This is a genomic window from Pedobacter sp. UC225_65 (genome assembly GCF_042698365.1).
In the GTDB taxonomy this organism is placed as follows: domain Bacteria; phylum Bacteroidota; class Bacteroidia; order Sphingobacteriales; family Sphingobacteriaceae; genus Pedobacter.
Window position 1 is genome coordinate 1741698 of record NZ_CP170550.1, and the last position, 15652, is coordinate 1757349.

General features: G+C 36.5%; 16 protein-coding genes. 7 read left to right on the plus strand and 9 right to left on the minus strand.

Annotated elements, in window-relative coordinates; translation table 11 throughout:
• Positions 1-31 precede the first annotated feature (31 nt).
• The 6 genes from ACFJIZ_RS09130 to ACFJIZ_RS09155 all read right to left on the minus strand — a co-directional run bounded on the left by ACFJIZ_RS09130 (position 32) and on the right by ACFJIZ_RS09155 (position 6406).
• Positions 32-337: a hypothetical protein gene (locus tag ACFJIZ_RS09130; RefSeq protein WP_379092611.1), complete on the minus strand. Its 306-nt coding sequence runs from the start codon at positions 335-337 to the stop codon at positions 32-34.
• Positions 338-431: 94 nt separating this feature from the next.
• Positions 432-1283 carry a dienelactone hydrolase family protein gene (locus tag ACFJIZ_RS09135; protein WP_379092614.1) on the minus strand — a complete coding sequence of 284 codons (852 nt, stop codon included), beginning with the start codon at positions 1281-1283 and terminating at the stop codon, positions 432-434.
• Between the two features lie 382 nt (positions 1284-1665).
• Positions 1666-2763, minus strand: a complete 1098-nt coding sequence (locus ACFJIZ_RS09140) for a M57 family metalloprotease (protein ID WP_379092617.1) — start codon at positions 2761-2763, stop codon at positions 1666-1668.
• 273 nt (positions 2764-3036) lie between these two features.
• Positions 3037-3756, minus strand: coding sequence for a hypothetical protein (locus ACFJIZ_RS09145; RefSeq protein WP_379092620.1), 720 nt, complete (start codon positions 3754-3756; stop codon positions 3037-3039).
• A gap of 50 nt (positions 3757-3806) precedes the next feature.
• A complete protein-coding gene (locus tag ACFJIZ_RS09150) occupies positions 3807-4892 on the minus strand; it encodes a hypothetical protein (RefSeq protein WP_379092623.1) in 1086 nt (361 codons plus the stop codon).
• The gene (locus ACFJIZ_RS09155; RefSeq protein WP_379092626.1) at positions 4883-6406 is read right to left on the minus strand and encodes a carboxypeptidase regulatory-like domain-containing protein; all 1524 of its coding nucleotides are present in this window, start codon (positions 6404-6406) and stop codon (positions 4883-4885) included. Before ACFJIZ_RS09155 ends, ACFJIZ_RS09150 begins: the two co-directional genes overlap by 10 nt.
• Positions 6407-6737: 331 nt before the next feature.
• Between ACFJIZ_RS09155 and lpdA the strand changes: the two genes are divergently transcribed.
• The 5 genes from lpdA (at position 6738) to ACFJIZ_RS09180 (ending at position 10996) form a co-directional block, all read left to right on the plus strand.
• Positions 6738-8126 carry a dihydrolipoyl dehydrogenase gene (lpdA, locus tag ACFJIZ_RS09160; protein ID WP_379092629.1) on the plus strand — a complete coding sequence of 463 codons (1389 nt, stop codon included), beginning with the start codon at positions 6738-6740 and terminating at the stop codon, positions 8124-8126.
• 132 nt (positions 8127-8258) lie between these two features.
• On the plus strand, positions 8259-9101 hold the full coding sequence (locus tag ACFJIZ_RS09165; protein ID WP_379092632.1) for an MBL fold metallo-hydrolase: 843 nt from the start codon (positions 8259-8261) through the stop codon (positions 9099-9101).
• A 47-nt stretch (positions 9102-9148) separates the two neighbouring features.
• Complete coding sequence (locus ACFJIZ_RS09170) at positions 9149-9886, plus strand: metallophosphoesterase family protein (protein WP_379092635.1); 738 nt, start codon at positions 9149-9151, stop codon at positions 9884-9886.
• A 41-nt stretch (positions 9887-9927) separates the two neighbouring features.
• Positions 9928-10524, plus strand: coding sequence for a hypothetical protein (locus ACFJIZ_RS09175; protein ID WP_379092638.1), 597 nt, complete (start codon positions 9928-9930; stop codon positions 10522-10524).
• A gap of 13 nt (positions 10525-10537) precedes the next feature.
• Positions 10538-10996, plus strand: coding sequence for a GNAT family N-acetyltransferase (locus tag ACFJIZ_RS09180; protein WP_379092641.1), 459 nt, complete (start codon positions 10538-10540; stop codon positions 10994-10996).
• Positions 10997-11098: 102 nt separating this feature from the next.
• On the opposite strand, the gene ACFJIZ_RS09185 is transcribed toward ACFJIZ_RS09180, so the two are convergent.
• The 3 genes from ACFJIZ_RS09185 to ACFJIZ_RS09195 all read right to left on the minus strand — a co-directional run bounded on the left by ACFJIZ_RS09185 (position 11099) and on the right by ACFJIZ_RS09195 (position 12730).
• A complete protein-coding gene (locus tag ACFJIZ_RS09185; RefSeq protein WP_379092644.1) occupies positions 11099-11302 on the minus strand; it encodes a helix-turn-helix domain-containing protein in 204 nt (67 codons plus the stop codon).
• A gap of 131 nt (positions 11303-11433) precedes the next feature.
• Positions 11434-12315, minus strand: coding sequence for a DUF2975 domain-containing protein (locus tag ACFJIZ_RS09190; RefSeq protein ID WP_379092647.1), 882 nt, complete (start codon positions 12313-12315; stop codon positions 11434-11436).
• 1 nt (position 12316) lies between these two features.
• Positions 12317-12730: a hypothetical protein gene (locus ACFJIZ_RS09195; protein WP_379092650.1), complete on the minus strand. Its 414-nt coding sequence runs from the start codon at positions 12728-12730 to the stop codon at positions 12317-12319.
• Positions 12731-13191: 461 nt separating this feature from the next.
• On the opposite strand from ACFJIZ_RS09195, the gene ACFJIZ_RS09200 reads away from it, so the two are divergent.
• Complete coding sequence (locus ACFJIZ_RS09200; protein ID WP_055130013.1) at positions 13192-14052, plus strand: RNA polymerase sigma factor RpoD/SigA; 861 nt, start codon at positions 13192-13194, stop codon at positions 14050-14052.
• Between the two features lie 105 nt (positions 14053-14157).
• On the plus strand, positions 14158-15606 hold the full coding sequence (locus ACFJIZ_RS09205) for a glyceraldehyde-3-phosphate dehydrogenase (RefSeq protein WP_379092653.1): 1449 nt from the start codon (positions 14158-14160) through the stop codon (positions 15604-15606).
• Positions 15607-15652: the final 46 nt, after the last annotated feature.

Sequence of the window (15652 nt, forward strand, 5' to 3'; positions counted from 1 at the left end):
TTAAGCTGGATTTAGTAGTCAATTGTACTGATCAATCGTCTACTTTAACATCCTGCTCAGTACTTAATATAGTTCCATATTCTTTCTCTTTGATTTTAGTTCGAGATAAAACACTAAATTCAAAAGTTTTATAATCTGTTACCACCTTCATAGTGGAAGACTTGATTTGATAAGTAGCCTTAAACGAGATGTCTCCTCCTGGAACAATGTTTGCAGTACCGTCGGACTTTACGCGCAACACCCACATCCCTCCATACATACTCGTAGTAGGTTTCGGATCAATCTGAAGAAATTCCTTATCCATATTGATTACCAATTTTTCTTTTTTACATCCCAAAAAGGAACTTAAAAGAAGAGATAGGAGAAACACACCTAAATATCTCAAATAATTATTTTTTAGTTTCATCTTCTATTTAAAATTTGATTAATAATTAGCCAATCTTCGCTTTAAACAAGTCGATGGTTCTTTGCCATGCTAGTTTAGCTGCTGCTTCATTGTATCTTGTTGGTGAGGTATCATTATTAAAAGCATGGTTTACGCCCTCATAGATGAAAAGCTGATAATCGACCTTATTTTGTTTTAAAGCAGCCTCATAAGCTGGAATACCAGCATTGATCCGCTCATCTAAACCACCGTAATGCAACATCACACTAGCCTTGATTTTAGATACGTCTTCTGCCTTAACCTGTGCACCATAATAAGCTACAGCGGCATTCAACTTAGGGTCGTTTACAGCCAGCTTATTGGCCATACCACCACCCCAACAAAAACCTACACAGGCAGTTTTTCCATTGCCATCTTTATGGTTGCGTAAATATTCCAATCCTTTTAAGTAGTTCTGGAGGTTCTTCTCTGGATCCAATTTACCAATCAGTTCTCTTCCTTTGTCTTCATCTGTTGGTGTACCTCCTAATGGCGATAATGCATCGATACCTAGTGCTAAAAATCCTTCGGCAGCCACTCTTTTGGTTACTTCGATAATATGTGGATTTAGTCCTCTATTTTCGTGGATCACCACTACAGTACCTAGTTTCTTTTTACCTTTCGGTTTAACCAATACCCCCTTCATCTCTCCTTCTACACCCGCATAGGTAATGTTTTCTATAGAAAGGTTATCGTCGTTGATGGTCGCTGCTGCTACATAATTGTTTTCTAACAAAGGTAATATGGTTAAAGCCATGGCTGTACCACCTGTTAAGATGGCCAGTTTTTTCATAAAGTCTTTTCTGCTCAGTTTACTATGGGTATAAGAGTCGTACAGGTTAATGATCTTTTGGTCCATCGGATGTTATCTTTAATTAAAATTCAACAATGAGTTTTCGGTATATTGAAGATAAGGAATAAAATCTGTTTCGGAATGTATTTTATGTGTTAGAGAGAACTCTTTCTTTACTTTGCACAAGTACACTAAAAAATTATCCAAAAGTCATTTATCAATTGATAAGATGACTTTTGGATAATAATTAAATTAGTTATTTAAGGATATGTAGTCCAATAATACTCAGTATTTAGATTTACTTGATATCCAGAGGTATTATCTAAGGTTAATGTTCCAAATTCCCACTCTCTATCAACCGTATAATTACCTATATACAAAGATGTCACGCCATTTGGCACTAACCAGTAATCATAAAAACTGCTTCCAGCCCAATATGAAGTCAACTTTAAAACAAGTGAGCCAGCTGTTGTATAGGGTATGGTGCCAGCCGCATCTTGATAAAATTCAACTCGGCCATCATAAGATCTTTTATCATAATCATTATATGTCGTGTAATAAGAATTATCATAAATAAGATCCAAATCTGCTTTACATAAATCCCTCGGTTATAAGAATACATTTGTTTCAATGCTATAATATCAGAGCCCGTAAATGGGCGATCTGTATAATCAATACAAGCAAGCATCCAAGAATTACTTATCGGAACTGAAGGTGTACCAGGTATGTGATTAGCACCTGCACCACCTGCACTACCTTCATCATTACCCGGCTTAACGGCTCCACAGCTAAATGCCCTGTTCATATAATCTGTATGTCTAAAACCAATTGTGTGACCAATTTCATGTGCTATCGTACTAATTGCGTCTGGCATATTATACGAAGAATTATAATAATAGGTATTGATAAAAATTTGATGATAAGGATTACCTCCTGAAGGAAATCCAGCTAGCATTAAATAGGCATTATTAGGATCAACAGCAGGATCGATATACACATCTGAAATCACAATATCAGCTGAGGTAGAGCTGGTTGTCCTACTAAAAATGAGACTCAAATCAAGATCATTATACCTTGCTATTGCCGCATCTAAAGAATTTTGCATGTAAGTACCAAAAATAGGATTCATGTAAATACTTATCGTCCTCCTAGAAGAACTTAAACTTAAAAGATTATTTGTTACATAATGGCTTGTTGGATCTTTTGAACCAGCACCTATTCTTGACCTAGAAATCTTAACTTCTGAAGCCACCTTCACTTTAGACTCGTTTCCAAGATTATTAATTTGTTCTTCTGTTAGAAAGACATCTTTTTCAACGATATATCCATTTTTATATTTACTGAAGCCCTGAGATAAGTCAAAACCAGCAGCTTTTAGTTTTTCCTCAATACTCTTCGAAATATTAGTATCATCTTGTGATATAATTTCTGTTTTCCTACAACTCGCAAAAAGCAAGATTAAAATAGCGAATACAATGAGCGAAAAATTGCTCAACGATCTGAAAAACGAAATCAATGACCTCTTTTGATAGTTTTTTACTTTCATAACAATAATTTGTTTGGTTAAAAATTAAATAATTTTCTTTCGAAATCACCAATATCAAAATTGGCAATCCCTTATCTATTACTAATTTTATCATTAACCAAGACCAAATCAAATTTCTAGGACAGAAAGGTCTAATTCCGGGACAGAACGGTTAATTCTCAGGACAAACCCCTTTTGGGAATAAAAATCTGTTTTAACCATCTACCTATTTATGAGCATAAAAAAGCCCCCTAGTAAAAACTAGGGGGCTTTCAATATTAATGGTATTGGATATTAGTTAAAGTTATAACGTACACCAAATTGCATGTAATAAGTAGAAGAAATAGTCTGATTATCACTAAATGAGCTTCTAACTAAATCATTATTGAAACTTGCCAACCTATATTTAGGTGCTGCAGTACCTCCAACAACAATATGGTTGGTATTACTTGACCCAGATGTGTTACCATTTACTGGTGCAGGATTCCAAGGTACTAAGATACTTTGAGTATTGATACGTTTTAATGTACCCCAATTTTTATTCAATAAATTGGTAAAGTTTAATATATCAGCAGTAAATTGGAATGAATTCTTTTTACCACCAATGTTTTTAAATACTTCTTGTACGATCTTCAAATCCACACGGTGTAACCATGGCATTTTTGCACCATTACGTTCTGCATATTCACCTTGGTGTGAGCTCAGATATTTATCTTGTGCTACGTAGTTAAAGAATGCATCTTTTTGCTCTTGAGCAGTATAGGCTCTTCCATATCCACTTTGTCCTGCAGGAATATCAACGAAATCAATCTCTGATCTATCTTTTGGAATATAAATCAAATCATTTGTTTGACCATCTCTATTGAAATCACTTGAATAAGTATAAGAGAAACGATCTTGTATAGACCCTACATAAAATGCGCTAATCGTAGTGGCCAAGTTTTTAAGATATTCTTTTCTATATGATAAAGAAGCAATAAATCTATCAGGAATAATATTTCCTGTATAGCTCAAAGTTGGACTGTTCGGATTAGATGATGTTTGAGGAATTGACCATAAATTGATCAATTGATCCCTGCTCCATCTCCATAATTACGGCCATCACTATGTGTATAAGCTACCATTGCAGAGAAACCATTAGACCATTGCTTACTCAACTGTGCAGTTGCTGACCAATAATAACCACCTTTAGCATTATCAAGTACAGTAGCATTTAATGCTCCTGATCCAGCTGTAGAACCATTTGCAACTGGTAATCCTGCAGAAGTAAGTGGGTTTATGAATTTATCTCTATTAGCTGAAGGGTAAAAAGGTCTATTATCTGCGTACCCTGTAATGCCTAGAGGTTTTGGATCCACCAAGTTTGCATTTCTAGCAATAGCCGCATTGATATCTTTATTATAAATACCCTCAACAGTTGCAACAACGCCACCAGGCAATTTGAAATCAACGGCCAAATTACTTTTCCAAGTTTGAGGTGCTTTAAAGTTTGGAGAGATTACACTCAAAGGATTTGGAATAGCTGTACCCGCTGCAGGAGGTGTTGCAGGTAAATAAGCTCTTGGATCTGGATTAAATGGTCCAGGCGTATTTGCTTGTCCAACATATGTTTGTGTAAACTGTATTAATCCCGCATCACCAGATTGTGCTACTACCCAAACAAATGGCACAGTTCCTCTGAAGAGACCTGAACCACCTCTCAATTGTAAAGAACGATCTCCTTTTACATCATAATTGAAACCGAAACGTGGTGACCAAATGATTTTTGATTCAGGTAAAACACCTGTATTTAGCTTCTCTCCATTGGCAAATGTTAAAGGCGTTACCAAAGGATGTGATTTGATTTCAGGAACACTTGGGTAATTAAACTGTTCAGCTCTTACTCCAAAAGTTAATTTCAACTTATCCGAAACCGTAAATTCATCTTGAAGATATGCTGAGAACTGATTGAATTTAAATGTTGGGAATGCTTGCTCATATCCCGGAGATAGTGAATAAGTAATTCCAAAATCACGAGGTTTAGCACCATTTACAAAATCACTCCATGAGTTGAAAGTATAATAACTTGTTCCAAAACGTTGGAAACCATTTTTGGTGGTGTTAAATTCTAATTGAGCACCTAAGGTTACATTATGTTTTCCTAAAGCCATTGTAAAATTATCTGTGATGAATAATTTTTAACGTCTCTTAAGTTACCATAAGTAAATGGTTCGTATCCAAAGGTTGTTAGAGGAACTCCAGAACCATCTAAGATATCAACCAATGGAAAAATAGAACTTTCTGAACTTCTAGGGTCATTTTGATGAGAATAACTTCCTCTCAAAACGTTAGAGAATTTACTTCCGAAAGATGAGTTCAACTCAGCAGACCATGAATACAAGTTTGCTTCTTGGAAATAATTTGAATTTGAAAACCAAAGCGCTGTTTTATCAGTTCTACCTGCCCCAGTTGCATAACTAGACATTGGACTTCTTGAGGTAGAAACGAAACTAGGCGATTTACTTTCAACTTGATTGTATCTTATGTTAAAACGATGGTTTTTAGAAATGTTCCAATCCAAACGAACCAATAGTTTATCGTTATTAGACAATTGAGAATAACCTTGGTAAACACCAGGATCATAATTATACTTAGAAAGCAAATATGATTTAACCTCATCTAAAAATGCAGCAGTAGGGCGTGCCACAGCATCTCCACCAACAGCACCATAAGGCAATTCTGGCGTAGAAGCAATACGTGATTGACCTGGTGCCTCTTGTTTGCTAAATTCAGCATTTGCAAAAAAGAACAATTTATTCTTGATGATTGGACCACCAATACTTAGTCCATATTGTTTTTGAGTAAAGCGTTGAACGTTATCAATTTTAAAATCACCAATCTTTGTACCTTGTTCGTCTTGTCCACGCATCAAATAAAATGCTGTAGCAGTAAAAGCATTGCTACCTGAACGTGTTACTGCATTAACAGCACCACCAGTAAAACCAGATTGACGAACATCATAAGGAGTAACATTTACAGAAATCTGCTCTAACGCATCAATAGAGATTGGCGCACCATTGGCAGGCACGTTAGCACCAATACCAAACATATTGTTAAAGTTAGACCCATCAACTGTAAAGTTGTTTGAACGGTAGTTACCACCACCAATACTTGTACCATTAGCTTGAGGTGTTAAACGGGTAATATCGTTCACACTACGAGATATGGTTGGTAGGTTTTGGATCTGTTGTCTGTTTACTACTGTAGATAATCCACTTTTATTTGAATTTAAGATTGGGTTTGAACCAGTTCCAACAACCGTTATGGCATTTAAACTAGAACTATTATCAACCAAAGTAACATTCAATACAAATGGCTCACCTAATTTCAGCATTACATCTTCGATCTTCTCAGTTTTGTAACCTAAAAAGGTAACTTCAATGGTATAAGGACCACCTACACGCATGTTTCCAATTGTATAGCGACCATTTTCATTGGTTGTTACGCCATATACCGTACCGGTTGGCGTGTGTGTAGCTTTGATGCTAGCACCAGGCATTACATCTTTTGAGTCTTTTACAGTCCCCGTCAAAGAAGATGTGGTTACCTGCGCCTCAGCAACAGAAATAAAGCCAACAAATGCAAAGACAATTACTACAATTTTTAATAGTAAAGATTTCTTCATACTCTTTTAATTAAATTTTTGTTTTGTTAAGATATGTTAAAATATCACGACAAAGGTAAATATTAATTTAATATACAATCTTATTTCCAATGTTAAATAATTATTAATTATCGCGAAACTTATCCACACTTAACATCAATAACGGAGTGCTTAATCCTCAGTTTATCAATCGCTTGTTAACTATTATGCAATTGGTTTTAAGGTTCGTTTTCAAGGTTAAATCACCATTAAATGTCAAAAGCATGTGATGTAACATCATTTAGCATATTTTAACCAACATTTTTTTTAATTTTGACCTCATTATTCAATTAGTATTCCTTTTAATAAAGATATGAACTACGATTTAATTGTTATAGGCAGCGGTCCAGGTGGATATGTAACTGCAATAAGAGCTTCTCAATTGGGTTTAAAAACAGCAATTGTTGAACGCGAATCTTTAGGTGGTATATGCCTTAACTGGGGATGTATACCTACCAAAGCCCTTTTAAAAAGCGCACAAGTATTCGAATATATTAACCATGCTGCCGACTATGGAATTAATGCTCCTGAAGCTACCGCAGACTTTGCAGCTGTGATCAAACGCAGCCGTGGTGTAGCCGATGGCATGAGCAAAGGTGTTCAGTTTCTGATGAAGAAAAACAAGATCGATGTGATCATGGGTACTGGTAAAGTAAAACCGGGCAATAAAGTTGAGGTTAAAGGTGCTGATGGAACACAACAAGAACTTACGGCAAAAAATATTGTGATCGCTACTGGTGCTCGTTCTAGAGAATTGCCTAACTTGAAACAAGATGGCAAAAAAATAATCGGTTACCGTCAAGCAATGGTGCTTCCTGAGCAACCTAAATCAATGGTTGTGGTAGGTTCTGGCGCTATTGGTGTAGAGTTTGCTTATTTTTATGCCACCATGGGAACCAAGGTTACCATTGTTGAGTTTATGGAAAACATTGTTCCGGTAGAGGATGAAGATGTATCTAAGCAATTGTTACGCAGCTTGAAAAAAACAGGTATCGACATCATGACTTCTTCAAGTGTTGAATCTGTTGATACGAGCGGTGCTGGTTGCAAGGTACAGGTTAAAACTGCTGCGGGTATGCAGACCATTGAGTGCGACATTGTACTTTCTGCGGCTGGTATTGTAGCTAACATCGAAAATATTGGTTTAGAAGAAACTGGCATCAAAACAGAAAAAGGAAAAGTAGTGGTAGATGAGTTCTACAACACTTCAGTAAAAGGATATTATGCCATTGGCGATATTGTTGGTGGTCAGTCTTTGGCACACGTTGCTTCTGCAGAGGGTATCCTTTGTGTAGAGAAAATTGCTGGCCTACATGTAGAACCTTTAGATTACAACAACATTCCAGGCTGTACGTACTGTACTCCAGAAATTGCTTCTGTTGGTTATACCGAAAAAGCCGCAAAAGCAGCTGGTTATGAATTAAAGATTGGTAAATTCCCATTTTCAGCTTCTGGTAAGGCAAGTGCTGCTGGCGCTAAAGATGGTTTTGTAAAATTGATCTTTGATGCCAAATACGGCGAATTGCTAGGCGCACACATGATTGGTGCAAATGTTACCGAAATGATTGCAGAGATCGTAGTTGCCCGTAAATTAGAGACTACTGGCCACGAAATGATCAAATCTGTACATCCACACCCAACCATGAGCGAAGCCATCATGGAGGCTGCTGCTGATGCATACGGAGAGGTAATCCATCTATAAGTTTAATTGTTAAACTATTGAAATTGGTTAATTGTGTAAAACAGTTAACCAATTTTAGTTTACAGCTAAATAACTACATGTAAATTGATAAATTGCAACAAACAATTAAACGATTTAAACTATTAACCTACAATGAAACTACATACCATAGATACCGGCTTATTTAAATTAGATGGTGGCGCCATGTTTGGTGTGGTTCCCAAATCTATCTGGCAAAAAAGCAATCCAGCAGACCAAAACAACATGTGTACCTGGGCCATGCGTTGTTTGTTGATCGAAGATGGTGGTAGGCTGATACTGGTTGACAATGGGATTGGCAACAAACAGAATGAAAAGTTTTTAGGGCATTATTTTTTGCATGGCGATGACACTTTAGACAAATCTTTGGCAGCCAAAGGCTTTAACCGAGACGACATTACCGATGTATTTTTAACGCACCTGCATTTTGACCATTGTGGAGGTTCTATTGAAAGGAATGGCGACCAACTTCGTCCAGCATTTAAAAATGCGATCTACTGGACCAACCAACAACATTGGGACTGGGCCATTCACCCCAATGCACGAGAAAAAGCTTCATTCTTAAAAGAGAATATCATTCCCATACAAGAAAGTGGGCAATTGCGTTTTATTCCCTCTCAAGATGGAGTTGTTTTTCATCAGGGCATCAATATCCGTTTTGCCTATGGACATACCGATGCGATGATGCTTCCTCAATTGAGCTACAAGGACAAAACCATTGTTTACATGGCCGATTTGTTACCTTCTGTTGGGCATATCCCCCTACCCTATGTAATGGCTTATGATATGTTCCCCCTACAGACCTTAAAAGAGAAAAAAGACTTTTTAGAAGAAGCCGCTGCCAATGAATACATCCTTTATCTAGAACACGACCCAATCAATGAATGCTGTACGGTACAACAAACCGAAAAAGGCATTAGATTGAAAGATACTTTTAAACTTGTTGAAATATTGTAAAGTTCGGTTTCGCATAAACTTTTTAGGAATAAATGCGTTTTAATTGAATGAAGAAAATTTTATTTTACAGTGTGTTGCTTCTATTTGTGTTTGGCTGTAATTCTGATGAATATAGTCCGAACCAGGTATTCAATAGAAATACCGAAAAAGATGTGAATGCAAGAGAAATTGCAGCTCTTCCCAAAAAAACTATAGGCACCCCCATTAAAATCGTAATTTCTGGCGACACTCAAAGAAGTTATAAAGAAGCGATTGCATTTGTTAATCATGTGAATGCTAGAAATGATATCGATTTTGTAATTTTAAATGGAGACATTTCAGATTTTGGATTGTTACTGGAATTTGAAGGCATTTTAAAAATATATGAAGGCCTAAAAGTTCCGTTTATCAGCGTAATCGGCAATCACGACCTTGTAGCCAACGGCAGGGCCATTTACGAAAGGATGTTTGGACCATTAAATTTCACCTTCAATTATGCTGGAGTTCGGTTTGTTTGTCATGACACCAATGGCAGGGAATATAATTTTAACAGTACAACACCTAATTTAACATGGCTTAAAGATAACTTTAAGTTAAATTCTGAAACTACTCATTTGGTGGCCATCTCTCATGTACCCCCAATTGATGCAGATTTTGATCCAAATCTGGTTAACCCATACGAAAATCTTTTTAACCAAACTCCTGGTCTGATTGCTTCTATCCATTCTCATCGACATGGCAAATTAGAAACCTATTACCAAAATGGAAAGGGGATACCATTTCTGATTGACCAATGCCATAGTTAACAGTGCTTACACCATATTAGACATCAAAAATGGGCAGATCCATGCTGAGGAAATCAATTTTTAGTAGCTTGGCCATCGCATTGCTCGCTACAACACAATTACACGCACAATCTTCGTTTTTTAGCCGTTTAAAACCGGACCAAGTTAGCCTTCAATATGCGGGCAGTATTGGCTTTATCAGTGCCGGTGCAGGATATCAACTAGGCCCGAAAGAAAAAACTTTTTTGAGCCTGCATGTAGGCTACATTCCCGAAAGCCTAGGTGGTGAAATGACCATTGTTGCAGTAAAATTCGAATACAAACCTTTTGCCATTAAGATAAAAGACAAGATTATCATCCACCCTATCAACCCGACCATTTTTCCTTCGTATACCTTGGGTCAAAACTTTGATTTTAAATTCGAAAAGCCTCAATACAGAAAAGGTTATTATTTTTGGTCTTCTGCCTTAAGGTTACATTTGGCCTTTGGCTCAGAAATTAAATTATTAACCAACAAAACATCGAAAATTAAGGCCCTAAGCTTATATGCGGAAGCAAATACCAACGACCTCTATATGATCAGTTGGTTTAAGAATAGAGCGCTCACTCCTTTTCACGATATTTTTAAAATGGGTTATGGAGTACGTATGTATTTCTAAGAAAGCATAAAAGATGATCAGAAGAGCGATAAAAGAAGATGCAAAAGCAATTGCGGTCCTAATGGTAGCGGCAATGGAAGACCTGGCCAAAGCCTTTGTTGGGTCTACAGACATTGATGATGCCTTAAAACTTTTTGAATATTTCTGTGGGGAGACACAAAATCAATATAGTTTTGAAAACACCTTGGTCTATGTAGTTGACAAGCGCATTGCGGGATCGATCACTGTTTACGATGGGGCACTGATTGAAGAACTGCGTCGTCCGTTTTTTGAACATATTAAAACAAACTACCGTACCAGCCATTTTGAAATGGAACTGGAAAGTGGTGCTGGCGAGCTTTACATTGATACGCTAAGTGTCAATCCCAGCTATCAGGGCAAAGGAATTGGGCAACAGTTGATCAAAGCAGCAATTGATTGGGGGAAAAACACTAGGTCATCAAAAAATTGGTTTATTGGTAGACCGAGCTAATCCCAATGCCAAGAGACTATACGAACGTTTAGGTTTTATGAAAGAAGATGACAAGATTTTACTTGGAAAGCCTCATGAGCATTTGACATATATCTTAAAAGATTAATCCCTGTACTCTAAAATGTCGCCTGGCTGGCATTCCAATACTTTACAGATGATTTCTAAAGTCTCTATCCTTATGGCCTTGGCCTTTCCGGTTTTGAGGATGGAAAGATTGGACATGGTAATGCCAACCCGCTCACTAAGCTCGGTCAAGGACATTTTCCGTCTGGCCAACATTACATCTAAGTTTACGATGATTGGCATACTGTAAATAAATCTATCTTTTCCCTAAACTGTTTCCGCATAACTAAATAAATACCAATCTAAAAATGCAAATATCAAACAATTGTTATCTCAAAAAAGTTAAATAACGTTTATTCAGTATTTTCTACAAATTAAATCGTTAAATCTCTTTCTTGTTGTAGTTCCATGCCCCGCTTAAAGGCAATATAGATCAGATAGATAATTGCCGAACCAACCAACCAATAACAACCGCGTTCCCAAAATGAATAGTTAAAAAGTATTCCAGCATTACCATAGTTCAATACAAATATTAAATAAGTAATGCCTTCTATTAATAATGGGAAAAATGCTAAAATAAAAAGGGCGTATGAAATCCTCTTTAATCTATTTACATTTTTCAAATCAAATATTTCATTTTTCGAGATTGCCGACAAAAAAGATAGGAACACATAAATTACAAATAGGAGCAAGAATATATCAAAACCAATTAAAATAAAACTTACACAAGGAACAGTAAGTTTAGCAATTGTTGAATTGAGCTGTATCGCAATCATACCTTGCTTTGAGAAATACTTAAATCCTACTTTTTGGTCTACATAAACTACACTATCTGCTTCTTTTCGCTTTATAAATTTCAATCTTGACAAGTAGCCTTGTCCTTTTTCGGTATAATACTGTAGATAATGTTTCGAAACATTCTCACTCAAGTCGAGTTTAATAGCTTTTGTGATTAGAAACATATTGTCTTTTGATTCGTTTCCACTCAGTTTCCCATACCCTAAGGAACTACCAGATGTCCATGAAAAATCTTCATTCCCATCAACATATTTATAACGTCTATTTTCAAGTTGATTTAGTTTTTGTCGGGCTTCTTGCAAAGAATCATTTAACAGATCTATTTTAGACCGATTTATTTGGTAATATCCATTATAAAAATCATCTTTTGGATAATTGAAGGTAAAGGTCTTTATCACAAAAATGAATATAACAATAAGTAAACATGCCAATTGAATTAGTTTCTGATTAATCTTCATCTTAAATAGTTAAATCTTGTTCTTGTTTTAATTTTTGGGCATGGCTTAAAACCAATAAGAATACCCACACAATAGCAATCGCAATGATCAGGTCTTTATGGGGTTGCAACCTGAAGAGCTTCGTGGCCAAGTCATAACCTAAACGCTCTGCCAGAACTGCATCTGTAGCCTTTGGCAGTACATATTTCACGATGATGACACTGAAAATGATCTTCGTCAACAATAGACAGATCAGGGTTGATAATAATTTCGAGATCTGTTTGATACCATCAGTCGATAACAAGTTGATAAATTTCCCTTTTTGATGATACAACAACTTAAACAGTATCCAACTGATATAGGTATAAAAACAGCTCACCACCAATCTTTTCAGTCCATCATTAAAAGCAAGCGAATAAAAACCATCATTCGCCACCTGATAAAACTCGAATAAGTACCCTTAGCAAAGGACGTTAAAACTGCAATAAACCATACCACCAATACAACCTTTTGGAGTATCGTTAAATCTGTTCTTTCATTCATTTTAATCAAATTGACATTGTTATACCCTATGTGCTTTCGACAGTTAAAATATCCAGTAAAGTAAAATCCGATTTCTAATTTTTTGACTGTACGCAAACAATTAATTTCTATTGCAAACTAAAACATTAATTATTACAAATCAAAATATATTTATTGATTTACAATAATTAATAGCCTTGAAACAACTAATTACACTAAGTACTGACAAATTTAATTTGGAATGATTTTTGTTGTGAAGTATTTGTTAAAAAATGTGGCGTAAAGCATAACATTTTCAGCAATTTACCCTTTCTTTCTGTACAAAATTTCATACTTTTGCAGAATCAAAATTATAAAGAGGACTAAAACATATAAATGAGACAACTCAAAATTACCCAATCCATCACCAACCGCGAAAGTCAATCATTAGACAAATACTTGCACGAGATTGGAAAAGTAGATTTAATTACCGCAGAAGAAGAAGTAATCTTAGCCCGTAAAATCCGCGAAGGCGACCAAGCCGCGTTAGAGCGTTTAACAAAAACCAACTTACGTTTCGTGGTATCGGTAGCTAAACAATACCAAAATCAAGGTTTAACTTTAGGTGATCTAATTAACGAAGGTAACTTAGGTTTGATCAAAGCAGCTAAACGTTTTGATGAGACCAAAGGTTTCAAATTCATTTCATATGCTGTTTGGTGGATCCGTCAGTCAATTTTGCAGGCCATTGCCGAGCAAAGCCGTATTGTACGTTTGCCACTTAATCAGGTGGGTTCATTGAGCAAGATCAGTAAAGCGTTCTCTAAATTAGAGCAGGAATATGAGCGTGAGCCTTCTCCTGAAGAATTGGCAGACATCTTAGAAACAACCGTTGATAAAATCTCTGACACTTTGAGTAACTCTGGTCGTCACGTATCCATGGATGCACCATTTGTACAAGGTGAAGAAAACACTTTGTTAGATGTTCTTGAAAACCACGAGCCAAATACAGACAGTAACCTGATTAACGAATCGCTTTCTGAAGAGATCAAACGTTCTTTATCTACCTTAACAGAACGTGAGCGTGAAATTATCGTATTGTTCTTTGGTCTAAGTACTAATCACCCACTTTCATTAGAAGAAATTGGAGAGAAGTTTAACCTAACCCGCGAGCGTGTACGTCAGATCAAGGACAAAGCTTTGCAACGTTTACGTCATACTTCACGTAGTAAAATCTTAAAATCTTACTTAGGTTAAGTTTTAGATACATAGCGATTAAAATCGCACATAATAATTAGAAAAAGATTGGGTACTCGCCCGATTTTTTACTTTTGTGCCATTCTAACCAAATTAATTTATTGTATGTTGAACAAATATCAATCAGAGTTTCAAAACTGGATTGAAAAGGAAAAGAAAGCACTTGAGCTCATCAGTGTAGTTGGACAATTATGGTTCGATCGCTCTATCGAATTGGTCCTTTTTCGTAAACCCCTATTCGATGTTGGCAGTAGCGAAATATTAGCTTACCACCAATATGCCAAAGAAGTAAGTGAAAAAGACATTTCTATTTACGAAACGCTAGAGCTTGCAGCTACCATTGCAAAATCTAACATTGCCCCTTCTCGTATTGATATTGGCCGATTGGCCGCAGAATGGTTGGATGAAAGCAATACCTATGCCTCGATGCACGATTTTGTGATCAGCAAACTCAGCAAACACATTGGAAAAGACAAAATCAATCTTAAACCTAAAGATGTGGTTTTATTTGGTTTTGGAAGGATTGGAAGGATTGCTGCTCGCGAATTGATCGTACAAGCCGGAAAAGGAGAACAATTGCGTTTAAGAGCTATTGTAACCCGCTCTTATAGTGATGATGAATTGACCAAACGTGCCGAACTTTTGCGCACAGACTCGATCCATGGGCCTTTTAACGGCACCATTATAGAAGACTTCGAAAACAAGGCCTTGGTGATCAATGGACAGACGATCTATTTCATTGTTGCCAAAAATCCAGAAGATGCAGACTATACCAGTTATGGCATTGAAGATGCTTTGTTGATCGACAATACAGGCGTATATCGTGATCGTGAGGGCTTATCAAGACATTTAAATGCAAAAGGGGTCAGTAAAGTCTTATTAACAGCACCTGCCAAAGGTGATATTCCAAATATCGTAACGGGCATTAATGATGCTGATTTTGATTACCAAACTGAAACTATTTTCTCTAACGCGTCCTGTACCACCAATGCAATTGTTCCGGTTTTAAAAGTGATCGATTCTGCATTTGGTATAGACAAGGGACATATTGAAACGGTGCATTCTTACACCAATGACCAAAATCTCTTAGACAATTACCATAAAAAATATAGAAGAGGCCGTTCTGCTGCCCTGAATCTGGTAATTACAGAAACCGGAGCCGATAAGGCGGTGGCAAAGGTAATTCCACATCTGGCAGGAAAACTGACAGGGAACGCAGTTCGTGTACCTACACCAAATGTATCCTTGGCCATTTTAAACCTATCCCTTGATCAAATTACTACAAAAGAAGATGTTCAGGCTGTTTTAAAACAAGCCTCGTTATTTGGAGACTTATCTGAGCAATTGGAGTATTCTATCTCTAATGAACTGGTAAGTACCGACCTGATTGGCAATAGCCACGCTTCAATTGTAGATGGGCCTGCTACCATCATCTCTAAAGACAGCAAATCTGTTGTTTTATATGCATGGTACGATAACGAATATGGTTATACCCGTCAAGTGATCAGATTGGCTAAAAAACTAGCTGGCGTAGTCAGATTAACTTATTACTAGATTTTATAAAAAGCCACTAAGTATTGTTTAGTGGCTTTTTTGTTTT